This window comes from Alishewanella sp. WH16-1 (assembly GCF_001441695.1).
GTDB lineage: Bacteria > Pseudomonadota > Gammaproteobacteria > Enterobacterales > Alteromonadaceae > Alishewanella > Alishewanella agri.
On the sequence record NZ_LCWL01000029.1, the window covers coordinates 79,929 to 106,590 of the forward strand.

The 26,662-nt window shown below is 50.6% G+C and carries 26 protein-coding genes and 3 tRNA genes; 10 read left to right on the top strand and 19 right to left on the bottom strand.

All coding sequences use genetic code 11. From position 1 onward, the window contains the following. Positions 1–27 precede the first annotated feature (27 nt). The 5 genes from AAY72_RS03565 to AAY72_RS03585 all read left to right on the top strand — a co-directional run bounded on the left by AAY72_RS03565 (position 28) and on the right by AAY72_RS03585 (position 3,631). The gene (locus AAY72_RS03565) at positions 28–1,191 is read left to right on the top strand and encodes a D-alanyl-D-alanine carboxypeptidase family protein (RefSeq protein ID WP_008985791.1); all 1,164 of its coding nucleotides are present in this window, start codon (positions 28–30) and stop codon (positions 1,189–1,191) included. 74 nt (positions 1,192–1,265) lie between these two features. Further along, on the top strand, positions 1,266–1,547 hold the full coding sequence (gene ybeD, locus AAY72_RS03570) for a DUF493 family protein YbeD (protein WP_008985790.1): 282 nt from the start codon (positions 1,266–1,268) through the stop codon (positions 1,545–1,547). A gap of 65 nt (positions 1,548–1,612) precedes the next feature. Continuing rightward, positions 1,613–2,278: a lipoyl(octanoyl) transferase LipB gene (gene lipB, locus AAY72_RS03575; protein WP_057785613.1), complete on the top strand. Its 666-nt coding sequence runs from the start codon at positions 1,613–1,615 to the stop codon at positions 2,276–2,278. Position 2,279: 1 nt separating this feature from the next. Then, the gene (gene lipA, locus AAY72_RS03580) at positions 2,280–3,245 is read left to right on the top strand and encodes a lipoyl synthase (protein ID WP_057785614.1); all 966 of its coding nucleotides are present in this window, start codon (positions 2,280–2,282) and stop codon (positions 3,243–3,245) included. 26 nt (positions 3,246–3,271) lie between these two features. Further along, positions 3,272–3,631 (top strand): PilZ domain-containing protein, encoded by a 360-nt coding sequence (locus tag AAY72_RS03585; protein WP_082628930.1) that lies wholly within the window; start codon positions 3,272–3,274, stop codon positions 3,629–3,631. 13 nt (positions 3,632–3,644) lie between these two features. Here the strand turns inward: AAY72_RS03585 and AAY72_RS03590 are convergent, their stop codons facing one another. The 17 genes from AAY72_RS03590 to rlmE form a co-directional block, all read right to left on the bottom strand. Beyond that, positions 3,645–4,862, bottom strand: a complete 1,218-nt coding sequence (locus tag AAY72_RS03590; protein ID WP_057785615.1) for a hypothetical protein — start codon at positions 4,860–4,862, stop codon at positions 3,645–3,647. Further along, the gene (gene nlpI, locus AAY72_RS03595) at positions 4,840–5,691 is read right to left on the bottom strand and encodes a lipoprotein NlpI (protein ID WP_231728886.1); all 852 of its coding nucleotides are present in this window, start codon (positions 5,689–5,691) and stop codon (positions 4,840–4,842) included. The genes AAY72_RS03590 and nlpI overlap by 23 nt, the downstream gene beginning before the upstream one ends. Positions 5,692–5,734: 43 nt before the next feature. Then, positions 5,735–7,855 (bottom strand): polyribonucleotide nucleotidyltransferase, encoded by a 2,121-nt coding sequence (pnp, locus tag AAY72_RS03600; RefSeq protein ID WP_057785616.1) that lies wholly within the window; start codon positions 7,853–7,855, stop codon positions 5,735–5,737. A gap of 169 nt (positions 7,856–8,024) precedes the next feature. Then, positions 8,025–8,294 (bottom strand): 30S ribosomal protein S15, encoded by a 270-nt coding sequence (gene rpsO / locus AAY72_RS03605; RefSeq protein ID WP_057785617.1) that lies wholly within the window; start codon positions 8,292–8,294, stop codon positions 8,025–8,027. 99 nt (positions 8,295–8,393) lie between these two features. Continuing rightward, positions 8,394–9,344 carry a tRNA pseudouridine(55) synthase TruB gene (truB, locus tag AAY72_RS03610; protein ID WP_057785618.1) on the bottom strand — a complete coding sequence of 317 codons (951 nt, stop codon included), beginning with the start codon at positions 9,342–9,344 and terminating at the stop codon, positions 8,394–8,396. Beyond that, positions 9,344–9,754: a 30S ribosome-binding factor RbfA gene (rbfA, locus tag AAY72_RS03615; protein ID WP_197408368.1), complete on the bottom strand. Its 411-nt coding sequence runs from the start codon at positions 9,752–9,754 to the stop codon at positions 9,344–9,346. Before rbfA ends, truB begins: the two co-directional genes overlap by 1 nt. A gap of 93 nt (positions 9,755–9,847) precedes the next feature. Further along, positions 9,848–12,535: a translation initiation factor IF-2 gene (gene infB / locus AAY72_RS03620; protein ID WP_057785619.1), complete on the bottom strand. Its 2,688-nt coding sequence runs from the start codon at positions 12,533–12,535 to the stop codon at positions 9,848–9,850. 25 nt (positions 12,536–12,560) lie between these two features. Further along, positions 12,561–14,057, bottom strand: a complete 1,497-nt coding sequence (gene nusA, locus AAY72_RS03625) for a transcription termination factor NusA (protein ID WP_057785620.1) — start codon at positions 14,055–14,057, stop codon at positions 12,561–12,563. A 34-nt stretch (positions 14,058–14,091) separates the two neighbouring features. After that, complete coding sequence (gene rimP / locus AAY72_RS03630; RefSeq protein WP_057785621.1) at positions 14,092–14,547, bottom strand: ribosome maturation factor RimP; 456 nt, start codon at positions 14,545–14,547, stop codon at positions 14,092–14,094. 146 nt (positions 14,548–14,693) lie between these two features. Further along, a tRNA-Met gene (locus AAY72_RS03635) sits at positions 14,694–14,770 on the bottom strand. 63 nt (positions 14,771–14,833) lie between these two features. Then, a tRNA-Leu gene (locus AAY72_RS03640) sits at positions 14,834–14,918 on the bottom strand. 7 nt (positions 14,919–14,925) lie between these two features. Continuing rightward, positions 14,926–15,261, bottom strand: coding sequence for a preprotein translocase subunit SecG (gene secG / locus AAY72_RS03645; protein WP_008608759.1), 336 nt, complete (start codon positions 15,259–15,261; stop codon positions 14,926–14,928). Between the two features lie 2 nt (positions 15,262–15,263). Beyond that, positions 15,264–16,001, bottom strand: coding sequence for a triose-phosphate isomerase (tpiA, locus tag AAY72_RS03650; protein WP_057785622.1), 738 nt, complete (start codon positions 15,999–16,001; stop codon positions 15,264–15,266). 102 nt (positions 16,002–16,103) lie between these two features. Beyond that, positions 16,104–17,438, bottom strand: coding sequence for a phosphoglucosamine mutase (glmM, locus tag AAY72_RS03655; protein WP_057785623.1), 1,335 nt, complete (start codon positions 17,436–17,438; stop codon positions 16,104–16,106). Between the two features lie 3 nt (positions 17,439–17,441). Next, entirely contained in the window at positions 17,442–18,275 is an 834-nt protein-coding gene (gene folP / locus AAY72_RS03660) for a dihydropteroate synthase (protein WP_057785624.1), read from the bottom strand. Between the two features lie 82 nt (positions 18,276–18,357). Continuing rightward, positions 18,358–20,280 (bottom strand): ATP-dependent zinc metalloprotease FtsH, encoded by a 1,923-nt coding sequence (gene ftsH / locus AAY72_RS03665; protein ID WP_057785625.1) that lies wholly within the window; start codon positions 20,278–20,280, stop codon positions 18,358–18,360. Between the two features lie 57 nt (positions 20,281–20,337). Next, positions 20,338–20,967, bottom strand: coding sequence for a 23S rRNA (uridine(2552)-2'-O)-methyltransferase RlmE (rlmE, locus tag AAY72_RS03670; RefSeq protein ID WP_057785626.1), 630 nt, complete (start codon positions 20,965–20,967; stop codon positions 20,338–20,340). Positions 20,968–21,048: 81 nt separating this feature from the next. On the opposite strand from rlmE, the gene yhbY reads away from it, so the two are divergent. Continuing rightward, entirely contained in the window at positions 21,049–21,345 is a 297-nt protein-coding gene (gene yhbY / locus AAY72_RS03675; RefSeq protein WP_008985774.1) for a ribosome assembly RNA-binding protein YhbY, read from the top strand. A gap of 5 nt (positions 21,346–21,350) precedes the next feature. Here the strand turns inward: yhbY and AAY72_RS03680 are convergent, their stop codons facing one another. Further along, entirely contained in the window at positions 21,351–21,746 is a 396-nt protein-coding gene (locus AAY72_RS03680; protein ID WP_057785627.1) for a hypothetical protein, read from the bottom strand. An 88-nt stretch (positions 21,747–21,834) separates the two neighbouring features. On the opposite strand from AAY72_RS03680, the gene AAY72_RS03685 reads away from it, so the two are divergent. The 4 genes from AAY72_RS03685 to AAY72_RS03700 all read left to right on the top strand — a co-directional run bounded on the left by AAY72_RS03685 (position 21,835) and on the right by AAY72_RS03700 (position 26,220). Further along, a complete protein-coding gene (locus AAY72_RS03685; protein ID WP_057785628.1) occupies positions 21,835–23,568 on the top strand; it encodes a DEAD/DEAH box helicase in 1,734 nt (577 codons plus the stop codon). Positions 23,569–23,634: 66 nt separating this feature from the next. Then, positions 23,635–24,846 carry an FIST signal transduction protein gene (locus AAY72_RS03690; RefSeq protein WP_057785629.1) on the top strand — a complete coding sequence of 404 codons (1,212 nt, stop codon included), beginning with the start codon at positions 23,635–23,637 and terminating at the stop codon, positions 24,844–24,846. A gap of 52 nt (positions 24,847–24,898) precedes the next feature. After that, positions 24,899–24,972 (top strand) — tRNA-Gly (locus AAY72_RS03695). Positions 24,973–25,068: 96 nt separating this feature from the next. Continuing rightward, a complete protein-coding gene (locus tag AAY72_RS03700; protein WP_057785632.1) occupies positions 25,069–26,220 on the top strand; it encodes a site-2 protease family protein in 1,152 nt (383 codons plus the stop codon). Between the two features lie 97 nt (positions 26,221–26,317). Here the strand turns inward: AAY72_RS03700 and AAY72_RS16650 are convergent, their stop codons facing one another. Continuing rightward, positions 26,318–26,542 (bottom strand): addiction module protein, encoded by a 225-nt coding sequence (locus tag AAY72_RS16650; protein ID WP_169313975.1) that lies wholly within the window; start codon positions 26,540–26,542, stop codon positions 26,318–26,320. Between the last annotated feature and the right edge of the window lie 120 nt (positions 26,543–26,662).

Genomic DNA, 26,662 nt, shown 5'->3' on the forward strand with positions numbered 1-26,662 from the left:
AATTTTAATTTAACGAAGTAAGGTGCTATGAACAGTTATTATCACGTACTTGGGGCCGCGACCCTTGCCGTAAGCAGCGCATTTCTGATTAGCACAGCCAGTGCCCAAAGCGTTATGCCGCAGCCACCGCAAGTTGCCGCCAAAGGCCATATCCTGGTGGACTATGATACCGGCGCCGTCTTGTCGGAAGAAAATGCCGATATGTCGCTGGCACCGGCCAGTTTAACCAAGATGATGACCATCTACGTGATTGGTATGGAGCTAAAACAAGGCAACATTACCATGGACGACATGGTCACTGTCAGCGAGCGCGCTTGGTCGAAAAATTTCCCTGGTTCATCGCTGATGTTTATTGAAGTCGGCACTCAGGTCAAGGTTGCTGATTTGGCGCGCGGCATCATGATTCAATCGGGTAATGACGCCTGTGTCGCCATGGCTGAGCACATCGCTGGCACCGAGAGCGCCTTTGTCGATTTGATGAACGCCCATGCTGAACGACTGGGTATGCTGAATACCCGTTTCGCTAACAGCCATGGTTTACACTTGGAAGATCAATACACCACGCCACGTGATATGTCAGTGCTGTCACGCGCCCTGATCCGCGATGTGCCTGACTTATACGCACTCTATTCTGAGCGTCAGTACACCTATAACAATATCACTCAACATAACCGTAACTCGTTACTCTGGGACCGCAGTCTGGAAGTCGATGGTATTAAAACCGGCTATACCAAAGAAGCCGGTTACAGCTTAATTACCTCGGCCAGCCGGGAGGGTATGCGTTTGGTATCGGTAGTCATGGGTACTGCCAATGAGCGCGCGCGGGCAGCTGAAAACAAAAAGCTGCTGACCTATGGCTTCCGTTTTTTTGAAACCCTGACCACGCATAAGGCCGGCGCTAAATTGGCAGAGCAACGTTTATGGAAAGGCGCCAAGGAGACCATTAACCTGGGCCTGGCTAACGACGCGACTCTGACACTGCAGCGTGGCCAGAGCAAAAATATACAGGCTGATGTCAGCTTGGATCAACAGCTAATCGCCCCCATTAATAAGGGCGATGTAGTGGGTAAGGTCGTGCTAAAGTTAAACAATGAGCAGCTGGCCGAATATCCGCTGGTTGCGTTAGAGAGCATCGAGCAGGCAGGCTTTTTCAGCCGCTTAATTGATGCAATTAAGATGAAGTTTGAATAATTCCCGGCTTGTGCTGACGAAGTCCCGGCCCGTCCGGGACTTTTTGTTAGTTACCAGCTAAAGCGAGACAACAGATGGTTACTGAAGTAAAAAACACCCGTTTTGATGAATTCCTGGAATTCCCGTGCCAGTTTAATTTTAAAGTACTGGGTTTAGCCCAGGAGCAGCTGGTAGATGACATTATGGCGGTGATCCGCCAGCATGCTGAAGCGGCTGATTACAGCCCGACAGTCAAGCCGAGCGGTAAAGGCACCTATCACTCGGTCACGGTCCAGGTGACGGTGACCAGTAAAGATCATATCGAATTACTGTACACTGAGCTTGGCAAAATCGAGCTGGTCCGTTACGTGTTATAACAGACTGCTCCGCAAGGGGTACTCGAAATCTGCTGTGCATCCAGTATAATGCCGGCAGTTTCAGGATGGAGTTTATCTTGGCAATAACAGAACAACTGGTGATCCGCTACCTGGGTTTACAAGACTACACCCGGATCTGGCAGGCGATGCAGCAATTCACCGACCAACGTAACAGTGATAGCGTCGATGAAATCTGGTTGCTGGAGCACTCACCGGTATTTACCCAGGGCCAGGCGGGTAAAGCTGAGCATTTGCTATTCCCGGGCGAGATCCCGGTAGTTCAGGTTGACCGCGGCGGTCAGGTAACCTACCACGGTCCGGGTCAGCTGGTGGCGTATGTGCTGCTGGATATCAAAAGACGCAATCTGGGTGTACGGCAACTGGTGACCATGTTGGAACAAATCCTGATTCAACTATTGGCTAGTCACGGCATTGCAGCCAATGCGCGCCCGGACGCACCGGGTGTTTATGTTAATGGCGCTAAGATTGCCTCGCTCGGGCTCAGAGTTCGTAAAGGCTGTACCTTCCATGGTCTGGCGTTAAACGTCAATATGAATATGGAGCCATTTAGCCGTATTAATCCGTGCGGTTATGCCGGCATGCAAATGGTACAAAGCAGCGAGCTGGGCGGGCCACAACAGGTCTCAGTGGCAGCGGCGGAGCTGGCTGAACTTTTCCAACAACATCTGGCGATTAGCCGCCCGGTGTTTAAAACAGGGTTAGAAAACTAAGATGACCAAAACAGCACGTATGGAGCCTGGCGTTAAGCTGCGCGATGCCGAAAAGATGGCGCTCATTCCGGTTAAGGTATTACCTACCGAGCGCGAAGAAATGCTGCGCAAACCGGAATGGCTGAAGATCAAACTGCCGAAAAGTACCGAGCGGATTGATGAAATCAAAGGCGCTTTACGCAAGCACGGCCTGCATTCGGTCTGTGAAGAAGCGTCCTGCCCTAACCTGTCAGAATGTTTTACCCACGGTACGGCGACCTTTATGATTTTGGGTGCAATTTGTACCCGTCGTTGCCCGTTTTGTGATGTCGCCCATGGTCGTCCGCTGCCACCCAGCGCCGAAGAGCCGGAAAAGCTGGCACTGACTATCCGCGACATGAAACTGAAATATGTGGTCATTACCTCGGTTGACCGTGACGATCTACGTGATGGTGGCGCTCAGCATTTTGCCGATTGTATTGCCGCTATCCGTAAATATAGTCCGGAGATTAAAATTGAAGTGCTGGTGCCGGACTTCCGCGGCCGGATGGATGTGGCATTAGAGATCCTGAGTAAGAACCCGCCCGATGTATTTAACCATAACCTGGAAACCGCACCACGCTTATACAAATTGGCACGTCCGGGAGCGGATTATAAGTGGTCATTGACACTGCTCAAGCGCTTTAAAGAACTGCATCCGCAGGTTGCCACCAAATCCGGCCTGATGGTGGGTTTGGGTGAAACCACAGAAGAGTTATTAGAAGTGCTGCGTGATTTACGCGAGCATCAGGTCGATATGCTAACCGTGGGCCAGTACCTGCAACCGAGCAAACACCACCTGCCGGTAAAGCGTTATATGCCACCAGCTGAGTTTGCGGAAATCAAAACCTACGCCGATGAGATTGGCTTTAAACATGCTGCCTGCGGACCCTTTGTCCGTTCCAGCTATCATGCAGACCGTCAGGCAGCAGGTGAAGATATCTGCTAAGCTAATCCAAAACAAAGGGGGATGCGATGGAGCAACGACAGTATCAAAGAGTGCGGTTTTTTAGCAAAGCGCATCTGGATGTTGCAGGCCATAGCTATCCCACCGAAGTGCTGGACTTATCATTAAAAGGGGCATTGGTACGTAAACCGGCTATGCCTCTGCCCGCTACTGACTTACCGTTGCGCTTACGGCTGCAGTTAGACGATGCCGGCGATGAGCTGAATATGCTGGTCGAAATCGCCCATCAACACCAGAACTACCTCGGCTTACATTGCCTGAAAATTGATATCGACAGTATTAGCCACTTACGCCGCTTGCTAGAATTGAATTTAGGCGATGCCGCTTTATTAGAGCGCGAACTGGCTGAATTGTCGGGAGCGGATTAACCAGCAAACGCAACTAATCGCCGCTTGTAGTAGGCCGCTCTGGCGCTAAGCTAGCCAGAGCCTGAATTGCTGGCGGATAACCAAAGTCAGCGGCAAGCTGCATATAGCTGTACCACTGCTGCCACGCCTCGTTTTGCCGGGCCAGATAAGCAAAATAGTATTGCACCGGCATCAGGCGCTCACTTTGCGTTAACTCCTGCTGTAATAATGTTAAATACAGCGGCGGTAAGTCCGCCTCGTAGTGGCGCATACTGTTTAGTGTCGCTATTGGCCGGTAGGCCTGAATACCGACTGCCTGACAGGTATCGACCGGCGTCAGCTCTAAAGTCGCGGCAGCAGTTGGATAACGCTGCAGATAGCGCTGCAGCGTGCTGTTGTCATCACCTACTAACAAATTGGGAGCGATTCGCCCGGCTTTACACACCATCCGCGCCGCCACCGGCGCTAACGCATATTCATCCAGAAAACCGGCAATATGTAAGAACTCGTGCCGTAGCAAAGCTAAATCGGCCTGTTCTGGTAATTGCATAATACCGTTATTAAAGCTGGCAACGCCGCGGCCACCGATAATCAGCAACTGCTGAAATTGCCCTTGCTGTACCCTATGACCTAAACGACGGTAGTCACATTGAATACGCTGCCCCGGCTGTTCACTGCAATTTAGCACCGCGGCGTGGATCCGCAACACAGGTAAAAAACAGACGGGTAACGACGCTAATTGCGGATCCTGTTGCCAGTGTTGGTGCAGTTGCCGGTAGCTGCGTTCAGCAGCGGCTGTGGCAACCACTGGCTGAATCTTGAGTTGGCATTGCTGCGGCTCTGGCTGAACAGCTAAGACACTGTGCTGCCAAAAACCCAACTCCGCTAATAAAACCGCCGACAGCGGCTGTAGCATACTGGCATCCACCTGCACCTGAGCGGCAAGCCATTGCGCAGTTGAGCGTTTACCCTCAAGGCGTTGTTGCAGCATCAGGGCATGCTGTAATGCGCCTTCAGCGTTAAGTACTGCAGCAGTGCGCCACCAGTCTAATGCACTTGGTAGATCGTCAGCCGCCAAACGCCGTCTTGCCAGCTCGCTGGCCGCATTGCCGTCGGTGGCCGCTCGCTGTAACAGCCGCTGCTCTTCGGTTGGCGGCTCCTGGCAGGACAGCAAACATAAAAAAAGAAAAAAGCCAGCAAGCCGGCTTTTTAAACTAAAACGGCACAGCTTACTCAAAGTCGTGCTGTTCATTGCTCAGCTCATCACCGCGCAATTTGGCCATTTCCATCCGCGCATAACGGTGTTCGACAAACTCGTAAACATTGGTCGCCAGGGTTTTGTGATAATAAATCAGCGCCTGGTTAGCATCGCCCCGCGCCTGATGCCACTTCGCCAGATAAAAATAGGCTTCACACAAGCGCTCGGCCAACTGCCGCGGATTATTCAGCCCCACCAGAATCGACTCTAACAGTGCTTTTTCGCTAAGCTCACCGGCATAAAACCGCACCAGATTAGTTGCCCAATCGTCAGCATCCAGGGCGAGCAAATGTTGTTGCAGAACGGCTTGCGCCTGCTTGGCATCGCGCTCAGCAAAACCGATATAGCGCCACAGCACCCGATACGGATCGCTGGGTTTTACCTGATAGAAGGTATCAAAATCGGCTTCGGCCAAGTCAAAACGACCGGCATAATAAAACGCAATGGCACGATTCAAATAGGCAAAGTCATAATCGGGTGCCAATTCCAGCGTGGAATCAAAAGCCTCGTAGGCTTCGCTGAAGTTGCCACTTAAGGTGTAATGGATACCTAAAAGATTATAGACTTCCGGCATATCCGGCTTTAGGCGCAGGGCGCGCATAAAATCGAGCCGGGCCAGCGAGCGTAAGCCAACACTGTCGTACATCACGCCACGGTCGTAAAACAACTGGGCACTTTGCGCTTCGGTCAGCTCAGCGCGTTGCAGAATCTCCGATAAGCGGGCAATCGCCAGCTCGTTGCGGTAAGGCACTTGCAGCGGCTCCGGAGTTAACCAGGCCTCTGCTTTGGTTGCAGGCTGTTGCGCACAGCCTGCCAGTATCATAAGCCCTGCAAGCAGGGCTAGCTTGTACCGCGTTTTGCTCACATTAAGCTTCTGTAGCCGCTTCTGCAGCTGGTTTAGCCGTCGCTTCTTTGATACTCAGACGCACACGGCCTTGCTTATCCACTTCCAGTACTTTCACTGCCACTTTCTGGCCAACCTGCAGGTGATCGGCAACATTCGCTACGCGCTCATCTGAGATTTGTGAGATATGCACCAGACCATCTTTACCTGGCAGTACATTAACGAAAGCACCGAAATCAACGATCCGTACTACTTCACCCTGATAGATAGTACCGACTTCGATCTCTGCCGTAATAGCGTTGATCTTATCGATAGCGATCTGGGCTGCCTTCGCAGTCGTGGCAGCGATCTTGATGCTACCATCATCTTCCAGCTCGATAGTGGTACCAGATTCTTCAGTGATTTGACGGATTACGGCGCCGCCTTTACCGATAACTTCACGGATTTTCTCCGGGTTAATCTTCATCGTGTAGATACGCGGAGCGTATTCTGACATTTCTGAACGGTGTGAGCTAATTGCCTGATCCATCACATTCAGAATATGCAGACGGGCCGCTTTTGCTTGCTTCAGCGCGATTTGCATAATTTCCTGAGTGATACCGTCGATTTTGATATCCATCTGCAGCGCGGTGATACCTTCAGCAGTACCGGCTACTTTAAAGTCCATATCGCCCAGGTGATCTTCATCGCCCAGAATGTCAGACAGCACGACGAAGTCTTCACCTTCTTTAACCAGACCCATGGCAATACCGGCTACTGAAGCTTTGATTGGTACACCGGCATCCATCAGCGCCAGTGACGAACCACAGACTGAGGCCATTGAGCTTGAACCGTTCGATTCAGTGATTTCTGAAACCACACGTACCGTGTACGGGAACTCGTCAAACGATGGCATTACTGCCTGCACACCACGCTTAGCGAGACGACCGTGGCCGATTTCACGGCGCTTCGGAGAGCCCATCATGCCGGTTTCACCCACTGAGTACGGAGGGAAGTTGTAGTGCAGCATAAAGGTATCGTTTTTCGCACTCAGCAAATCGTCAACGCTTTGCGCATCACGGGCCGTACCTAAGGTCGCCGTCACCAGCGCCTGAGTTTCACCACGGGTGAAGAGGGCTGAACCGTGAGTACGTGGCAGAACACCGGTCATCACGCTTAAACCACGGATCATTTCCGGATCACGGCCATCGATACGCGGCTCACCTTTGGTAATACGGCCGCGTACCACTTTTGATTCCAGATTATGGAAAATTTCGCCGACTTCAGTCAGGTTCAGCGCTTCGCCCTCTGCCAGCTCAGCGGATAATTTTTCAATCAGTGCGGCTTTTATTTCACCAATCCGCTCATAGCGTTTGGCTTTTTCGGTAATGCGGTAAGCATCGCCCAAATCGGCAGTCGCCAGCTCGGCGATTTTTGCGATCAGCGCGTCGTTCTTCGCTGGAGCAACCCAGTTCCAGGCTGGCTTAGCAGCTTCGCCGGCAAATTCAACGATGGCATTGATTGCAGTTTGCATTTGCTGGTGACCGTACATAACGGCGCCTAACATCACGTCTTCTGACAGGATACCGGCTTCTGATTCCACCATTAATACCGCGTTCTGCGTACCGGCAACCACTAAGTCCAGCTTAGAGGTTTTCAGTTCTTCTTCTGATGGGTTTAACACGTACTGGTTATTGATATAACCGACACGGGCCGCACCGATAGGGCCACTGAACGGGATCCCAGAGATGGCTAAGGCGGCAGAAGTACCAATCAACGCCACGATATCCGGCTGAATTTCCGGCTGTACTGACACCACAGTGGCAACAACCTGTACTTCGTTAGTGAAGCCTTCCGGGAACAGTGGGCGAATTGGCCGGTCGATTAGACGTGAGGTTAACGTCTCGCCTTCGCTTGGTCGGCCTTCACGTTTGAAAAAGCCACCCGGGATCCGGCCAGCTGCATACATTTTTTCCTGGTAGTTTACGGTTAACGGAAAGAAGTCCTGACCAGGCTTAGCTTCTTTTTTGCCCACTACTGTTACTAAAACAGCAGTATCTCCCAGGCTGGCCAGCACTGCGGCATCTGCCTGACGGGCGATAACGCCGGTTTCTAAAGTAAAGGTGTGTTGGCCGAACTGGAATGATTTTACGATGGGAGTCACGTGGTGTTTTCCTTTGTCTTAATCGCCGAATTGCGATGTGTTGCTCTGTTTTATTTGCTTGCTTAGTATACTCTGTAAGCTGTAACAAAAGATAGTTCCGTTCTTTTGCCAGAAAAAATTTTGGCCATAAAAAAAGAGGCCCGAAAGCCCCTTCTTTTACTGACGTCGATTAACGACGTAAGCCTAAACGCTCGATCAGGCTGCTGTAACGCGCCAGATCTTTGCCTTTCAGGTAGTCTAACAGTTTACGGCGCTGGCTAACCATGCGCAGCAGACCACGACGTGAGTGGAAGTCATGCTTGTGCTGGGCAAAGTGGCCTTGCAGGTGGTTGATAGAAGCAGTTAACAGGGCAACCTGTACTTCTGGTGAACCGGTGTCGCCCGCTTTAACAGCGTATTCAGCAACGATTTGTGCTTTTTGAGCAGCGCTTAATGACATGGTATGTCTCCAAATGTGAGTGAACTAAAATACGCTAACCGCCGATCACTCATCCAGCGGCAGCAAAACTGCCGGCGCATTGTACAGGGCCAGCCTGTTTTAAGCAAGTAAGCTGCTGTCGTCGGCAACTGTCGGTGCTAACGCCGCCAGATTAATCAGCCGCCGGCTACTCAGTTCACCAGACACAATTTCACCAATACCCAATAACTGGCCTGATTCGGCATAGAGTTTCACTACTTCGGCATCCGCCGCGGCCACCTGACAACTTTGGCCATGCATAATGGCTTTTTGCTGCACAGCATCCAGAACCTGGCTGGGTAAGCCCTGTAACCCGGCATCCATCGGTAACAGTAATGCATCCAACGCCGCCCAGTCCTGCTGTTCATTCAGCGCTTCCAGCTGTTGCGGTGTGACCATTTGCGCCGCCTGAAAAGGCCCTACCTGCACCCGGTGTAAACGGCTGACATGAGCCCCACAGCCCAGTAGTTCGCCCAGATCGTCAATCAGGGTACGGATATAGGTGCCTTTGGAGCAATGTACAATAAAATCTGCGGTCTGTGCCGTGCGCGACAGCAGCTCAAAGAGATAGATACTGATCGGCCGCGCTTCGCGTGGCACCTCAATGCCCTGGCGGGCATATTTGTACAGGGGCTGGCCCTGATACTTCAACGCCGAGAACATCGTCGGCACCTGTAAAATATCACCGCTCAGTTGCTGCATCGCTGCGGTCAGCTCAGGCTCGCTAAAACTGACTGCTTTTTCACTAACGACCTCGCCCTCGGCATCACTGGTAGTGGTACGAATACCAAAGGTAGCGGTCACCTGATAGGTTTTATCAGTATCCAGCAAAAATTGGCTAAATTTGGTGGCCTCACCAAAACAAATCGGGAGCAAGCCGGACGCCATCGGATCCAGCGCGCCGGTATGACCGGCTTTTTGCGCCTGATAGAGCCAACGCACCCGTTGCAAAATACCGTTACTACTGACCTCTAACGGCTTGTCCAGCAGCAGGATACCATGTACCGGCCGGGCATTTTTACGGGCACGCATTATTCCAGTTCTTCCGCTTCCGGATTAGGGCCTGCTTGCTGACGCTTACGCTCATCGTCTTTGCGCACTGTATCTACCAGATTGGCCATCCGGATACCCTCATTCAGCGACTGATCAAAGGCAAAGCGGATATGTGGCACAATGCGGGTTTGGATCCTTTTACCGATTAAACTGCGAATAAAACCAGAAGCTTCGTTCAGGATCTTCAGGTTATCTTCCACCTTACTATCATCCATACCGAGGAAGGTGACAAACACCTTGGCATGCGATAAGTCGCGCGATACTTCAACATCGGACACGGTGATCATGGTGTGCAGCCGGGGATCTTTAATTTCGCGCTGCAGGATCACTGCCATTTCTTTTTTCATCTGTTGTGACAGACGATCAACACGGGAAAACTCTTTCATTATCTTATCCTTAGTCTCATGCTGCAGCGTAGCGCTGCCGAGACTTAAACACAACAGGGGCAACCTGTGCCCCTGTTTATCGGTAAGCCGTTGCTATTATAGCGTACGTTCTACCTGGATCGTTTCAAACACTTCGATCTGGTCGCCTTCGCGCACATCGTTGTAGTTCTTCACACCGATACCACATTCAAAGCCCTGACGTACTTCGCTAACGTCATCTTTAAAGCGACGCAGTGACTCCAGTTCACCTTCGTAAATCACCACGTTATCACGCAGTACGCGGATTGGCGCATTGCGCTTGATGATACCTTCGGTAACCATACAGCCGGCGATAGCGCCAAACTTCGGTGAGCGGAACACATCGCGTACCTGAGCCAGACCGATGATCTGTTGCTTAAACTCTGGCGCCAACATACCGGTCATTGCCTGTTTCACTTCGTCTAACAGCTCATAAATGATGCTGTAGTAACGCAGATCCAGACCTTCGTCCTCGACCAGTTTACGAGCCGAACCATCTGCACGGACGTTAAAGCCGATAATAATGGCAGAAGAAGCCGCCGCCAGCGAGACGTCAGTTTCAGTAATACCACCTACGCCTGAGCCGACAATCTTCACTTTTACTTCGTCCGTCGACAGCTTCATCAGAGATTCAATGATCGCTTCCACCGAACCTTGTACGTCTGCTTTCAGCACGATATTCAGCTCAGACACATCGCCTTCAGCCATGTTGGCGAACATATTCTCCAGCTTAGCTTTCTGTTGCCGTGCCAGTTTCACATCGCGGAACTTGCCCTGACGATACAGTGCAACTTCACGGGCTTTGCGCTCGTCTTTCACCACTGTCACTTCGTCACCGGCTTGTGGTACACCCGACAGACCTAAAATCTCGACCGGAATAGATGGGCCGGCAGTTTTCACTTCTTTACCGTTTTCATCACGCATGGCCCGCACACGGCCGTACTCAAAGCCACACAGCACCACATCGCCCTGAGTCAGGGTGCCTTCCTGTACCAGGATAGAGGCGACCGGACCACGGCCTTTGTCCAAGCGGGATTCGATGACCACGCCCTTCGCCAGGCCTTTGTGGACCGCTTGTAATTCCAGCAGTTCTGCCTGGTTCAGAATGGCTTCCAGCAGGTCATCAATACCCTGACCGGTTTTAGCCGACACCGGTACAAACTGCGTATCGCCGCCCCATTCTTCCGAAATGACGCCATACTGCGACAACTCATTCCGCACCCGGTCGATATCAGCAGTCGGTTTATCGACTTTCGTTACCGCAACCACTAACGGCGCATTACCGGCCTTGGCGTGCTGAATCGCTTCTTTGGTTTGTGGCATTACACCGTCGTCAGCAGCAACAACCAGAATTACGATATCCGTGGCTTTAGCACCACGCGCCCGCATTGAAGTAAAGGCCGCGTGACCCGGTGTATCCAGGAAGGTCACCATACCGCGTGGCGTTTCTACATGGTAAGCACCGATATGCTGGGTAATACCACCGGCTTCGCCGGCGGCAACCTTGGCTTTACGGATATAGTCCAGTAATGAAGTCTTACCATGGTCAACGTGACCCATAACGGTCACCACAGGTGCGCGTGGCTCCAGCTCGCCCTGACCTTCACGGTCTGACATCACCGCTTCTTCCAGCTCGTTTTCTTTGGTCAGAATAAACTTGTGGCCCATTTCTTCACAGACAATGGCCGCTGTTTCCTGATCAATCACCTGGTTAATGGTCGCCATCGCGCCCATTTTCATCATCGCCTTGATCACTTCAGAGGCTTTAACTGCCATTTTCGCTGCCAATTCGGCAACAGTAATGGTTTCACCAATTTTGACTTCCCGCTCTACCGGCTGGGCAGGCTTGTTAAAACCATGCTGCATACTGGTTGGGGTTTTCTTTTTCTTGGCATGACGGTTAGCACGATTAAAGGCTTCTTTATCGTTAACATCGTCTTTGGTCTTTTTCCCTTTGGCCACCGGCGCTTTTTTACCTACGCCGCGACGACCTGCACGCTCTTCTTTAGCGTCAACTTCGTCTTCAGCCTGCTTTGCAAACTGGTTGCTAGTCAGGTGATAATCATCATTATCGGTAGGTTTGGTTTTTTCTTCCTGCGCCCAACGCTCACTGTTTTCTTCCGCTAAACGACGGGCTTCTTCTGCCTGACGCCGGGCTTCTTCTTCCAGTTTGCGCAGCGCTTCTGCTTCCTGTTGCTGGCGAATGCGCTCGGCTTCTTTACGGGCTTCTTCTTTCGCTGCGCGACGTGCCGCTTCTTCCGGATCGTCTTTGGCTAGCTGGGCGTTTTTCGCTTCTTCGCGCTTACGGGCTTCAGCTGCTTTACGTTCAGCTTCCTCTTTCGCACGCTGTTGCGCCTGTTCACGGGCAACACGCTCAGCCTCTAACCGGGCAGCCTCAGCCTCAGCACGGGCTTTTTCTTCAGCCTGGCGGGCTTCTTCCTGCGCTTTTAGCGTAGCTTCATCCAGCATTGGCTTTTTGATATAGGTTTTTTGCTTACGCACTTCTACCTGAATTTCACGATTGCGACCTGCGCCACCGGCGACACTCAGGGTGGTTTTCTCTTTGCGCTTTAAGGTCAGCTTTGCCGGCTCTGCCGGTTTACCGCCATGCTGCTTGCTCAAATGCTCAAGCAGTGCTTTTTTCTCGTCTTCGCTTACCGTTTGGCCCTGGGCCTTGGTAATGCCTGCATCAGCAAATTGTTGCACTAACCGATCAACAGTAGTACCGACATCACTGGCCAGTTTTTCTATGGTGACTTCTGCCATTTGTGTTGTTACCTCCGTTGACTACTTAGTTACTTTCATTAAACCAGACGATATTACGGGCAGCCATAATCAGGGCTGCGGCTTTCTCTTCAGGCATTTCTACAATTTCTAACAAATCGTCGGTTCCTAGTTCTGCCAGGTCATCCAGCGTGATCACACCTTTGCTGGCGATGACATAAGCAGTATGGGTATCTAATCCTTCCAGTGCCAACAATGCTTCTGACGGCTTGGCCCCTTCCAGAGATTCTTCATTAGCCAGTGCTCGGGTGGTTAACACGTCTTTGGCACGGCTACGTAACACTTCTACCGTATCTTCGTCTAAGCCATCAATTGACAGCAATTCGCTAATCGGTACATACGCAATTTCTTCCAGGGTGGCGAAACCCTCGTCAACCAGCACGTCAGCAAAGTCTTCATCAATTTCCAGCGCGTCCATAAAGATTTGCCGTACTTTTTCGGTTTCTTCCTGGTGCTTTTTCTTCATATCTGAAACTGACATCACGTTCAGTTCCCAACCGGTTAACTGACTGGCAAGACGCACGTTCTGACCGTTACGGCCAATTGCCATCGCCAGGTTAGAATCCTCAACCGCAATATCCATTGAATGGGCATCTTCATCCACGATGATTGACGCCACTTCGGCCGGTGCCATGGCGTTGATTACAAACTGGGCATCGTTGTCGTCATACAACACGATATCAACCCGCTCGCCACCCAGTTCATTAGAGACAGCCTGCACCCGTGAACCACGCATACCAACACAAGCACCGACAGGGTCGATGCGGCGGTCATTGCTCTTCACGGCAATCTTCGCCCGTGAACCCGGGTCGCGGGCCGCACCACGCAGTTCAATCATTTCTTCGCCAATTTCCGGCACTTCAATGCGGAACAGTTCCATCAGCATTTCTGGCTTGGCACGGCTTAAAAATAACTGTGCGCCCCGGGCTTCTGGTTTTACATCAAACAGTAAGGCACGTAAGCGATCGCCCGGACGGTAAGTTTCGCGTGGTAACATCTCTTCGCGCGGTAACATCGCCTCGGCATTGTTGCCCAGATCAACAATAATGCTGTCGCGGTTAACTTTTTTCACCACGCCAGTGACTAACTCACCCACTTGATCCAGATAGGCTTCAACCACTTGTGACCGCTCAGCTTCGCGTACTTTTTGCACGATAACCTGCTTCGCCATTTGCGTGGTAATGCGGTCAAATTCAATAGATGGAATTTGCTCTTCAACAAAATCGCCAATTTTCAGATTGGGTTCGTCATATTGTGCGGCAGATAGCGTGATTTCACGGTACGGATGCTCCATCACCGCATCATCGGCAACGACTTCCCAGCGACGAAAGGTCTCATAAGAGCCCGTCTTACGATCAATGCTAACGCGAACTTCGATATCGCCTTCGTTCTTCTTTTTAGTGGCAGCGGCTAATGCGAATTCCAGCGCCTGGAAAATCTTTTCCCGCGGCACGGACTTTTCGTTCGACACCGCATCAACAACTAATAATATTTCTTTTGCCATGGTCTATGCCTCGTTCTGATGCTACCCGGGCCGGTTAAAATACCGGCACCACGTTTGCTTTATCAATGTTATCGACAAGCAAACTAAAGGGTTTGCCATCTACTTCCATTACCAACATATCGCCATCAAGCGCCGTTAGTATGCCTTTAAATTTGCGCCGGCCGTCCTGAGGTACAGTCAATTTAACCTCGATTTTCTGGCCAACGTAGCGTGCGAATTGTGCTTCGGTAAATAATGGGCGATCCAGGCCGGGAGACGAGACTTCCAGCGTATATTCCGTTGGGATAGGATCTTCAACATCTAGCAGAGCACTAACTTCACGACTGACAACGGCACAATCATCAACAGTGATGCCATCGCCTTTATCGATAAAGATCCGCAGGGTGGTATGACGGCCAGCACGCAGCAGCTCGATACCCCATAGTTGATAACCGGCTGCTTCCACAGTCGGCGTCAGCAGCTCAGTTAGTTGCTGTTCTTGTTTAGCCAAAAAAGACCTCCGAAACACAAATAAAAAATGGGCGAAGCGCCCATTACTACTTAAAACTTGGACTCCAGATGCGAAAACGCCCCGAACTAGCGGGGCGAATCAGAATCCAGACACTAATCATATCGCCAATGATTAGTGGTTTTGATTGGTTGCGGGAGCCGGATTTGAACCGACGACCTTCGGGTTATGAGCCCGACGAGCTACCAGGCTGCTCCATCCCGCGTCCGTAACTGGCGCACATTATAACGTGCCTGAACTGTGTCCGCAAGGCATGCTTGCGTTAATTTGGTGCCGAGAGCGGGACTTGAACCCGCACGTCCGAAGACACTACCCCCTCAAGATAGCGTGTCTACCAATTTCACCATCTCGGCGTAAAACTTAATTGCCTACCGGAATGTCGTTGACGTCATCTTTTTTGGCAGGGGCCTGCTCGGTCGTTACCGGGACAGACTGAAAGAAATCGCTGCCATCATCTGGCTTGCTTTGCTTAGCAGTAAAGTTACCCAGCACAATACTCAGCACAAAAAACAAGGTCGCCAGTACTGTAGTAGTCTTGGTCAGGAAATTACCGGTACCTGAAGAACCAAATACTGTTGCCGAAGCGCCTGCACCGAACGCTGCGCCCATGCTGGCGCCTTTACCGTGCTGAATCAGTACCAGGCCAATCAGAGCCAGTGAAATTAACAAATATAAAGCAATAAAAATCTCGTACATACTTAGTCCTTTGCGCTCAGGCAAATTTGTACAAACTCATCAGGCTTTAAGCTGGCTCCGCCAACCAAAGCACCATTTATGTCTGGCTGTGCAAAAAGTGCTGCGCTGTTCGCTGCATTGACACTGCCGCCATATAAAATTCGTAACTGCGTTGCAGCTTCGGCATCATAACGGCTTAATTCCGCCCGGATAAACGCATGTGTTTGCTGCGCCTGCTCCGGTGTTGCCGACTCGCCGGTACCAATGGCCCAAATTGGCTCATAGGCAATTACCGATTTGCTCAGTAATTCGGGCTGCGAAGCATACACTGCAGCTAGTTGTTTCGCAAGAACCTGCTCAGTTTTTTCTTGCTGCCGCTCGGCCAGCGTTTCACCGATACAGAGCACCGGTGTAATGCCACCGGCAATAGCCGCAGCCACTTTCTGGGCAATCAAGCTATCGCTTTCAAACTGATATTGCCGCCGCTCTGAGTGACCAACCAGGCAATAGCTGGCTGATGCCTCTTTTAACAACGCAACGCTTAACTGGCCGGTATAAGCACCTGCTTGCGCTGCGCTGACATCCTGCCCACCTAACGCAAAGTTTCGTTGCACCTTAAACGCCGGCAGCAAGGTAGCTGGCGGACATACCAACACATCTACCGCAGACGAAAGCGAGGCGACAGCCTCTGTTACCGTGCTAACCAGCTCACGGTTGCCATTCATCTTCCAGTTGGCTGCAATCAGAGGTTTAAGCGCCATTGATGATTATCCATTACTAAAACGGGCTGATAGTAACCAAGCTTGTCTGTTAGAACAAGCTTTTCGGTCATAATGGCGCTTGGTTGCACATTTTTTAACTGGTTAGCTGGCGATTTTAACCGCGGCAGCAATTTGCTCAGCGTATTGCCGCACCAGCGTTTCATCTTCACCCTCAACCATCACCCGGATCAGGGGCTCGGTACCGGACTTACGAATTAACACCCGGCCAGTACCCGTCAGCGCTTGTTCAACTTCGCGAATACTTTGTTGCACATTCAACTTATCTAGCGGTGCCGAACCTTTAGCAAACTTCACATTGACCAGAACCTGCGGGAGTTTGCGCATATCAGCACAAAGTGCCGCCAGCGACTTACCACTACCCAACATCGCATTCAGCACCTGTAGTGACGCGATAATGCCATCACCCGTGCAGGTGTGATCCAGATTCAGCACATGGCCAGAGTTTTCACCGCCAATACGCCAGTTCTTCTCCCGCAACAATTCCATCACGTAACGATCGCCAACATTGCTGCGTACAAAAGGTATGTCGAGACGGGCCAGTGCTAACTCTAACCCCATATTGCTCATCAGAGTGCCGACTACGCCACCTTGTAAGGTGCCGGCTTCTTTCGCTGCGCGGGCAATAATGTATACAATTTCATCGCCATCCAGCACCCGCCCAGAATTATCGACCATCATTACCCGGTCACCGTCACCATCGTAAGCAATCCCCAGGTCTGCGCCCTGTGCTAACACAGTTTCACGCAGTAAGTCGGTATGGGTTGCACCACATTGATCGTTAATATTCAGACCATCTGGTTTACACCCAATAGCAATAACCTCTGCCCCTAACTCTTTAAACACCGCCGGCGCAATATGGTAGGTAGCACCATGGGCACAATCAACTACCAGTTTTAATCCGTTTAAAGATAAATGGTTACTCAAATGGCTTTTGCAAAATTCAATATAACGGCCGGCCGCGTCATTAATCCGGGTTGCCTTACCCAGCTTTTCAGATGGCTCACACAGCATCGGTTGTTCCAGCTCATGCTCAATGGCCAGCTCAACCTCATCGGGTAGTTTGGTGCCGTCGGCTGAGAAAAACTTAATGCCGTTATCGTAATAAGGGTTATGTGATGCACTGATCACAATGCCCGCTTCAGCACGAAAAGTACGGGTTAAATAGGCCACTGCCGGTGTTGGCATCGGGCCTAACAGTCGTACATCGATTCCCGCGGCAATCAGACCAGCCTCTAAAGCGGTCTCCAGTAAATAACCTGAAATGCGGGTATCTTTACCAATCAATACTTTACGGGTACCTCGCTCAGATAACACCCGCCCGGCTGCCCAGCCCAGTTTCATCGCAAACTCCGGGGTAATCGGAAAATCCCCAACTCGTCCGCGCACACCATCAGTACCAAAATATTTTCTGCTCATTCCTTAAACTCCGTATCGTGCGGCTGCGGCCACCCGCACAGCCTGCACAGTTTCTTTAACATCATGCACCCGGATAATTTGCGCCCCGGCATAAGCTGCCAACGTAGCACAGGCCAAACTGCCCGCCAGGCGCTCGCTCACTGGTATATCTAATAGTTGGCCAATCATCGACTTACGTGACATGCCGGCCAGCACCGGATAACCGCTTTGCACAAACTTATCTAATGCGGCTAATAGCTGATAATTGTGAGACAGATTCTTACCGAAGCCAAAGCCCGGATCCAGTATTATTTGTGCCGCTGTGATACCCGCTTGCTGACATTCGGCAGCGCGCTGTAGCAGGTAATCGTAAACCTGTTGCACTACATCCTGATAATCGGGTGCTTGTTGCATAGTACCCGGTACGCCCTGCATATGCATAATACAAACCGGTACTTGCAAAGCAGCCGCCGTTTCCAGCGCCGCTGGCTCCTGTAGCGCCCGCACATCATTAATGATATCAGCACCGGCCTGAACCGCCGCTGACATCACCGCCGCTTTACTGGTATCGACCGAGATCACGCAATCAAACCGACTGCGGATCGCACTAACCAGTGGCACTACCCGGTTGAGTTCTTCCTCTACACTGACATCGGCGGCACCCGGGCGGGTGGATTCACCGCCGATGTCTAAAATGGTGGCACCGTCTGCCAACATCTGTTCGGCACTGCGTAAAGCCTGAGATAACTGTTGATGCTTGCCACCATCAGAAAAGGAGTCCGGGGTAACATTTAAAATGCCCATTACCTGCGGGCGGCTGAGATCCAGCTCTCGCTGGCGGGGTAATGCTAAACGCATTGCAGCTTCCTAAATATGAATTGTTATTTGAAAAGACAAACCCCGGTTTACACCGGGGCCTGAGATACAATAACTGCAGTGCTTAGTGCACGTTGCCTTCAGAGGGTTTGTCGGCAACTGAAGGTGCAGGTTTTTCTGCTTTCGCTTCAGCATCACCATCGCCTTTGGAGCCTTTGTCACGCGGTTCCCAGTTTTCTGGCTGGCTTACCGGACGACGCTCCATCAACTCTTTAATTTGCCGTGAATCAATGGTTTCATAAAGCATCAACGCATCTTTCATCGAGTGCAGAATATCCATGTTCTGCTCCAACAACTCTTTGGCGCGATTATAGTTGCGATCGATAATGGCTTTAATCTCAGAGTCGATAATGGAAGCTGTCTCGTCTGACATATGCTTGGCCTTAGCCATACTGCGGCCCAGGAATACTTCGCCCTCCTCGTCTGCATACAACAGCGGGCCAAGTTTCTCTGAGAAACCCCACTGCGTTACCATATTGCGGGCAATAGAAGTCGCATATTTAATATCCTGCGAGGCGCCGGTAGATACGGAATCTGCACCGTAAATCATTTCCTCGGCCAGGCGACCACCATAAGCCACAGAAATTTTACTCTCCAGCTTGCGACGACTAACACTGATCGCGTCCTGCTCTGGCAGGAAGAAGGTGACACCCAATGCCCGGCCCCGCGGAATAATGGTAACTTTATGCACGGGGTCATGCTCTGGTACCAGACAACCGATGATGGCATGACCAGCTTCATGGTAGGCCGTCATCTCTTTCTCGGCATCCGTCATTACCATAGAGCGGCGTTCCGCCCCCATCATAATCTTGTCTTTAGCTCGCTCAAACTCTTCCATACTCACCACGCGGCGGTTACCACGGGCAGCAAAGAGCGCGGCTTCGTTAACCAGGTTGGCTAAATCTGCACCGGAAAAGCCTGGTGTACCGCGAGCAATGACACTGGCTTTCACATCATCGGCAATCGGCACTTTACGCATGTGGACTTTCAGAATTTGCTCACGGCCACGCACATCTGGCAAGCCCACAACGACCTGTCGGTCGAAGCGGCCTGGGCGTAATAAGGCAGCATCCAATACATCCGGACGGTTGGTGGCGGCGATAATAATAATACCTTCATTACCATCGAAGCCGTCCATCTCAACCAGCATCTGGTTTAAAGTTTGCTCCCGCTCATCATGGCCACCACCTAAACCGGCGCCACGCTGCCGGCCTACGGCGTCAATCTCATCGATAAAGATAATGCAAGGTGCCGCTTTTTTGGCTTGCTCGAACATGTCGCGCACCCGCGAGGCACCGACACCGACAAACATTTCAACAAAATCTGAACCGGAGATAGTAAAAAACGGTACTTTGGCTTCACCGGCAATCGCCTTGGCTAACAAAGTTTTACCGGTACCTGGTGGGCCAACCATCAGAATACCTTTCGGAATCTTGCCGCCCAGCTTTTGGAAACGGGAAGGGTCACGCAGGTAATCCACCAACTCCGACACTTCTTCCTTCGCTTCGTCACAGCCGGCGACGTCAGCAAAAGTCGTTTTGATTTGGTCTTCGCTCATCAGGCGGGCTTTGCTTTTCCCAAAGGACATCGCACCTTTGCCACCGCCGCCCTGCATCTGGCGCATAAAGAAAATCCAGACGCCGATCAATAACAGCATCGGAAACCAGGAGATAAAGATCGTGGCCAGCCAGCTGGTTTCCTCAGGTTTAGAACCTAAAGTGCGCACGTCATTCTGAATCAGGTCATCCAGCAGCTTTTCATCATAGCCACCCGGGATCACGGTTTCAAAACGTTCTCCACTGCGTTTAACACCGGAAATGACCCCAGTGCGTTCGATCTTCACTTCGCGGATCAAACCCTGGTTTACTTCCTTTACGAATTGGGTGTAGCTGGTCTGGCGGTCCGCATTTTCATTTGGACTAAAGCTGTTAAATACTGACATCAGCACCACAGCGATAATTAACCAGACAATCAGATTTTTTGCCATGTCGCTCAAGGTTATAACCTCATCATTTACTAGAAATCAAAATACCGGCCCACTTTACTAAATTTTGAAGCCGGTCGCCACGATATATGTCTCACGCGAACGGGCACGTGACGACTCGGGCTTACGTATTTTTACCGTATTAAACACTGCTCTTACGTCTTTCAGGTACTGCTCAAAGCCGTCACCCTGAAACACTTTGACCACAAAACTGCCATTTTGCTTCAACACTTTGTGACACATATCTAGCGCCAGCTCGACCAGATAAATCGAACGCGCCTGGTCAGTGGTATCATTACCACTCATATTCGGCGCCATGTCTGATAGTACCACATCTACGTTTTTACCGCCGATCCGGCTCAGTAGCGCATTTAAAACCGCTTCCTCCCGAAAATCGCCCTGTAAAAACGCGACACCTGCTAACGGGTCCATTGGCAAAATATCACACGCAATAACAGTACCTTGTTGCCCGACGATGCCTGCGACATACTGCGACCAACTACCTGGTGCTGAACCCAGATCCACCACGTTCATACCGGGGCGAATTAACTTATCCTGCTGTTGGATCTCCTCCAACTTAAAGGAGGCCCGCGATCTTAGACCAAGCTTTTGCGCTTTTTGCACAAAATGGTCATCAAAATGCTCTTTCAACCAGCGGGTTGAACTGGCGGAGCGTTTTTTCTTGGTCATGTTACCACTCTTAAATAGTCTTATGCCCTAGATGGCGCTACAATAGGCATAATTCAAGCTTTTACCGGATATTCTAACCTTATGAGTTTAACCAATAAACAAAAACAGTTCTTAAAAAGCAAAGCCCATGATTTAAAGCCGGTTATTTTGCTCGGTGCTAACGGGCTTACGGAAGGCGTAATGGCGGAAATCGACAGCGCGCTAAACTTTCATGAACTGATTAAAATCAAAGTTCCAGGTGAAGATCGCGAGCAAAAAGTCCTGATAATGGATGCGATTATCCGCGAGAGCAAAGCCGAAAAAGTACAAGTCATTGGTAAAATTCTGGTGCTTTACCGGCAGTCAGAAGATAAGAAAATTCAGCTGCCTCGCGGCTAGGCGGCTTACTGAAGAAAGCCAGCACGCTGCAGTGCCTGACGCGCGCTTTGTTCATCTGCAGCAGCCTGGCTAACCAACTGTTCTGGTTTACTGGCTGCGGTTGCCTTGGCAAACTGCCATAGCACCATAGTGTTGTCAGCATAAATCGTTTCAACATGTGCCAATCGGTGCCGGTAACACCACTCGGTATTTTCCACACAAAGCTTGAGTACATCTGCCGGGCAAATCTGCCACTGGCGAAAATCGAGCACCAATGCCCATGGCGCTGCGACTATGGGTTTGACCAGTTTCCGAAACTCCTGCACATACTGTTCGGCATTGGCAGTGGTCCAAAGACCTTGCGCAGAAACCCATAAAACTCGCTGCTCCAGTTTAAGCGCAAAAGGTTTTTTAGATAACATGTACACCTCCGGTGGAACGTCTTGTTACTATAACCGGAATGATCAAGAAATATAGTGTTACCTGGTCCGAGCAGAACATCACAACCCCATGATTAAACTTCGAGACTATCAACAACAAGCGGTACAGGCAGCCATCTCACACTTTAAACAACGTGATGAGTCCGCAGTTATTGTATTGCCAACGGGTGCCGGCAAAAGCTTAGTGATTGCCGAGTTAGCCCGCCAGGCGCGTGGCAGGGTATTGGTGCTAACCCATGTTAAAGAACTGGTGGCACAAAATGCAGACAAGGTTGCTCAGCTGGGTCAGAGCGCCAGTATTTTTTCTGCGGGCTTACAACAGCGAGATCCCACCGGAAAAACCGTGGTTGCGAGTGTCCAGTCTGCTACGCCAAACAAAACACTGTTCAACCAGCCTTTTTCACTGGTGATTATCGACGAATGTCATCGGGTTAGCCTTAGCGAAAACAGCCAGTATCAACAATTACTTAGCCATCTGAAAAACATTAATCCACAGCTGAAACTGCTGGGACTCACTGCCACCCCCTACCGGCTGGGTAGTGGCTGGATCTATCGTAGCCACTATTTTGGAAAAATCGGTAATACCGACAATCCGGCATTTGAACACTGTGTTTTTGATTACCCGTTACGACCACTGATCAAACAAGGGTACTTAACACCACCGCGTTTATTAGATGGGCTAAGCGCGCAGTACGATTTCAGTGCCTTATCACCGGCACCGGATGGCGATTACTCAGCAACTGCTGTCGATTCTCTGCTCGGGAAAATGGGCCGTGCCACCACCTTAATTGTAAAACAAATCCGCGACTTAGGCGCTAACCGCCGCGGAGTAATTATTTTCGCGGCTACCGTTAAGCACGCCAAAGAAATAATGACACTGTTAGCTGATGAATCTGCCGCCATCCTTACCGCCGATACTCCGGATCCAGAACGGGATGCGTTGATACAGGCGTTTAAACAACAACAACTGAAGTTTTTGGTAAACGTTGCTGTACTAACCACTGGCTTTGACGCACCGCATGTCGATTTTATTGCGATATTAAGACCAACCGCTTCAGTCAGTTTATTTCAGCAGATGGTAGGACGTGGCTTACGGCTCTCCCCCAGTAAAGACGAATGTTTGATCATTGACTATGCCGCTAATGGCTATGATATTTTTTTTCCGGAAGTCGGGGCGCCGAAGCCGCATAGTAAAGCAAAACCGGTACAGGTACCCTGCCCCAGTTGTGGATTTGCTAACTTATTCTGGGGTCTGACTGACCAGGATGGCGATATTATCGAACACTACGGCCGCCGTTGTCAGGGTTTAATCGCCGACAGCCAACAACAGTGCGACTTTCGCTTTCGCAGCCGCCAATGCCCGGATTGTGGTGCCGAGAACGACATCGCGGCCCGCAGTTGTGGACAATGCCAATCGGTTCTGGTTGATCCCGACAAACGACTGCGTGAGGTGTTAAGTCAGCAACATCATCATCTATTTCGCTGTGACGCTATGAAACTTAGTGCCGAAGAAGGTCAGCTAAAGGTTACCTATTATGATGTGGATGGCACGCCGTTTTATCGCTGGTTTAAACTGGACACTGCGGCTCAGCGCCGGGCGCTTTACGCTGTTTTTATCAAACCACACAGTAAAGCACCTGGCTTACCGCTGCCCGCATTCACCAACGCGACAGAGCTGGCTGCACTGGCGGCCTGTTTTCGGCCACCCCAGCTTTTATTGTTGCAGAAGCAGCAAAAGCACTGGCAGCTGGTCGAGGCATTTTTTGATTATCAGGGGCGTTTTCTGCATCGGGATAAAATATAAAAATAAAGTTACAAAAGGTACTATACAAGATTAAAATAGCAGCACTTTGCTAAAAAGGATTTTACTATGCAAGCTGGAGTGGCTTACTGTGACGCCAAAGTGCCCTTTGCAGCCGGTTTTAAACTAGCCCAAGACGCCGCAACGCAGGGCAACATTACCGAAGTTGCCGTATTACTGCTATTTTGCAATGCAGCGACCGACTATCAGCGCCTGCTGGATGGTGCGCGGCAATATTGTGGCGGCAACACCATTATTATCGGCGGCTCCGCCGTAGGCGCTATTACCAATCAACATATCGTTAGTACCGGGCAGCCGGCTGTGGCTATGGCTATTTCTGCTACCGATGTTCAGTTTCAAGCTGCTGTGGCAGAACAGCTAAGCCGCGACCCTTATGTTGCAGGTAAAGCGTTGGCCCAGGCTTTACCCTCATCAATATCTGCAAAATTACTATTATTGTTTTACGACTCGGTGCGCTATGCCGGGAATGGGCTGCAGCCGGCAGTACTTAATCCGTCGCCGCCGTTGCTATTGGGGCTTCGCAAACATCTGGCGCCTTTACCTGCTACTATTGCCGGCGCCGGGCTTTTGGCCGATCAGGTGTTTGGTAGCACTCAACAATTTTATCAACAACAAGCCATAACTGACTCGGCCGTCGCACTGCAATTAAGCGGCAACCTCAAACCTTATATTGTAGCGATGCATGGTTGTGAGCCTTTTACTGCGCGGCACTTCACTATTAGCCGCAGTTTCGGCCAATTTATCTACGAATTGGATCAACAACCGGTATGCAGACTGCTGGACGAGATCATTGGTAACCGGCAATGGCGCAATCAGAAACCGGTTAGCGATTTCGCACTGGGTGTACGCTACCCGCAACAGAGCAATAGTCGCTATAGCACGCCTTATGTTACACGGCTAATAAACGGCATACTGCCGAATGATGAAGGCATTATCCTGTTTGAGCCTGATTTGGTGGAAGGCAGTAAAGTGCAACTGATGCAGCGCAGCAGTGCCAGTATTGTCACAGCAACCCAGCGACAATTGGACGCAGTGCTAACTCAAATGCAAATCGAGCAAAGCACCGCAGTCGCTGCCTTGTATTTTGATTGTGCAGGACGACTTCACAGTGGCACCCCAGAAGCAAAGCTCGTGCAGCAACGCTTAACCGCAGCGAATATCCCACTGCTGGGGATTTACTGCGGCGTTGAAATTGCGCCCATAGGCCTGCATAGTCGCAGTCTGGATTGGAGCGCAGTGCTAATTCTGCTTTGCCGTTAGTGCATGATGCTTGACGACTTGCAGCGTAATCCGTATCTTAGCGCTCTGCGTTGCGGGTGTAGTTCAGTGGTAGAATGCCAGCTTCCCAAGCTCGAGATACGGGTTCGATTCCCGTCACCCGCTCCATCTTGTCATTTCTTTATCTTTTTCCCTTTGCGCCTTAACTTAATTGTTAATTTTGTTAAACTGCATTATTCATTTTTTCAGTTCCAGTTCGTTCGTATGCAAACGCTATTTGAGTTTTATCACGACCAGGTTTTATATCAGGTAAAAGCGAATAACTTCGGTAAAGAGCAAGTATTCCGCAATGGTCAGTTGGTCTCTGAGGGACGGGCTTTTTTTAGTACCAGCAATGATCACCGTTTTTTATGCCCGACCCATGGGCCAATGCGGTTGTACTTTAAAGTGTCGTTAAAAACTGCTGAAGTTAACTACCGCTTAGAGACTAGTGCAGCCTTACTCTGCGAGGGTAAAACCAAGGCCATACCACCAAAATGGCTGGGTAAATTAGAACAGAAACTTTCACCCGAGCCAGAGCAGCCGGCTGTTGACGCCACTGAACCACTAGCCACCGCTCAACCTGTCGCAACGACCAGTAATAAAAGCGATCGTAACTGGTTTAGACCCTTACTGGTGCTTGGCATATTGCTGTTAAAGTTGTCAAAAAGTGCGGGCGCTATTAAAGCCGCACTCGCCGGCACTGCCCTGGCCGGCTGGGCCTGGTTATTTAATCTTGAATTTGCGATCAGTTTGATTCTGGCCTTATTGATCCATGAATATGGCCATGTTTATGCGATGAAGCGCTCGGGTTTAAAAGTAAAGGGCATCTACCTGTTACCCTTTATCGGTGGTGTTGCTGTCAGTGAACGCGCGGTAAGCCGTTGGCAGGATTTTAAAATTGCCATAGCCGGGCCAGCTTTTGGTACTGCAGGGGCACTGGTTGCCTACTGGCTGTGGCTGGAAACCGGGCAGCCAGCGCTAGCACTATTTGCTGCGATCAGTTTATTGCTTAACCTGTTTAATTTATTACCCATGGTGCCGCTGGATGGTGGCCGGATCGTGCAAGCTGCCGCCTATAGCAGAAAAGGTAAAGCCGCGAAAATAGGGTTACTGCTGATAACCGGCGGCCTGTCCTGCGCCGCCTGGTATTTTGGTTTTTACCTGTTAATGCTGTTTGGCATCCTAGGCACCTTCGACTTACTAAGTGATACCGACGAGCGCGATAAAGCCCTGCAGCCTATGACCGACACCGGTATTTTAGTCACTATCCTGGCCTACTGCGGCTTGTTGGCCGTTTTGCTCTGGCTATCGGTATTAATGGCAGACAGCGGTATTCCGGGTACTAACTTGCCACTGATTTTTATCTCCAGCTGATTTTTTCAATTTAAGTAAGCCTTTAAAGACCTCGAATTCGATGACTTTGCTTTTTGTTACTACACCGCTAATCCCATCGAATTCGATGGGATTAAGCTTATGTTGCGTAGCAGCGAAGTTCAGTGATAACAGAATCCCAGTTTTCACCTTGTTCTGGATCTTTTTTGTAATCGTCTAAACGAGAGGTAAGAACTGCGCACTGCCAGGCTGTCAACCCCGAATCTGTAGCAAGGATCTCTGAGTTTATGGAAACAAACTCAGCTTTTATCAAGCTGGGATTGCTTGGCAGCTGCTTTTGGCAATACTTCGTTACTCTTTTCATTCTCATCGTGTTTCCACTGAAATATAGCGCTCCGAATTCCCTCGATATCAACTAACCCGGCTGAGGTATCCCCAGAAATTCATTAGCTAAAATAAAAAGTTAGGCGATTAGGGAACATTC

Bases quoted from the DNA above. Each gene is read 5' to 3' on its own strand.
- ybeD (WP_008985790.1), top strand. From the start codon at position 1,266: ATGGTTACTGAAGTAAAAAACACCCGTTTTGATGAATTCCTGGAATTC.
- rlmE (WP_057785626.1), bottom strand. From the start codon at position 20,967: ATGACCAAGAAAAAACGCTCCGCCAGTTCAACCCGCTGGTTGAAAGAG.
- AAY72_RS03585 (WP_082628930.1), top strand. From the start codon at position 3,272: ATGGAGCAACGACAGTATCAAAGAGTGCGGTTTTTTAGCAAAGCGCAT.
- AAY72_RS03680 (WP_057785627.1), bottom strand. From the start codon at position 21,746: ATGTTATCTAAAAAACCTTTTGCGCTTAAACTGGAGCAGCGAGTTTTA.
- tpiA (WP_057785622.1), bottom strand. From the start codon at position 16,001: ATGGCGCTTAAACCTCTGATTGCAGCCAACTGGAAGATGAATGGCAAC.
- AAY72_RS16650 (WP_169313975.1), bottom strand. From the start codon at position 26,542: ATGAAAAGAGTAACGAAGTATTGCCAAAAGCAGCTGCCAAGCAATCCC.
- secG (WP_008608759.1), bottom strand. From the start codon at position 15,261: ATGTACGAGATTTTTATTGCTTTATATTTGTTAATTTCACTGGCTCTG.
- nusA (WP_057785620.1), bottom strand. From the start codon at position 14,057: ATGGCAAAAGAAATATTATTAGTTGTTGATGCGGTGTCGAACGAAAAG.
- truB (WP_057785618.1), bottom strand. From the start codon at position 9,344: ATGCGTGCCCGTAAAAATGCCCGGCCGGTACATGGTATCCTGCTGCTG.
- AAY72_RS03700 (WP_057785632.1), top strand. From the start codon at position 25,069: ATGCAAACGCTATTTGAGTTTTATCACGACCAGGTTTTATATCAGGTA.
- AAY72_RS03685 (WP_057785628.1), top strand. From the start codon at position 21,835: ATGATTAAACTTCGAGACTATCAACAACAAGCGGTACAGGCAGCCATC.
- infB (WP_057785619.1), bottom strand. From the start codon at position 12,535: ATGGCAGAAGTCACCATAGAAAAACTGGCCAGTGATGTCGGTACTACT.
- folP (WP_057785624.1), bottom strand. From the start codon at position 18,275: ATGCGTTTAGCATTACCCCGCCAGCGAGAGCTGGATCTCAGCCGCCCG.
- AAY72_RS03690 (WP_057785629.1), top strand. From the start codon at position 23,635: ATGCAAGCTGGAGTGGCTTACTGTGACGCCAAAGTGCCCTTTGCAGCC.
- ftsH (WP_057785625.1), bottom strand. From the start codon at position 20,280: ATGGCAAAAAATCTGATTGTCTGGTTAATTATCGCTGTGGTGCTGATG.
- rpsO (WP_057785617.1), bottom strand. From the start codon at position 8,294: ATGTCATTAAGCGCTGCTCAAAAAGCACAAATCGTTGCTGAATACGCT.
- AAY72_RS03565 (WP_008985791.1), top strand. From the start codon at position 28: ATGAACAGTTATTATCACGTACTTGGGGCCGCGACCCTTGCCGTAAGC.
- nlpI (WP_231728886.1), bottom strand. From the start codon at position 5,691: ATGATACTGGCAGGCTGTGCGCAACAGCCTGCAACCAAAGCAGAGGCC.
- yhbY (WP_008985774.1), top strand. From the start codon at position 21,049: ATGAGTTTAACCAATAAACAAAAACAGTTCTTAAAAAGCAAAGCCCAT.
- lipB (WP_057785613.1), top strand. From the start codon at position 1,613: ATGGAGTTTATCTTGGCAATAACAGAACAACTGGTGATCCGCTACCTG.
- AAY72_RS03590 (WP_057785615.1), bottom strand. From the start codon at position 4,862: ATGAACAGCACGACTTTGAGTAAGCTGTGCCGTTTTAGTTTAAAAAGC.
- glmM (WP_057785623.1), bottom strand. From the start codon at position 17,438: ATGAGCAGAAAATATTTTGGTACTGATGGTGTGCGCGGACGAGTTGGG.
- lipA (WP_057785614.1), top strand. From the start codon at position 2,280: ATGACCAAAACAGCACGTATGGAGCCTGGCGTTAAGCTGCGCGATGCC.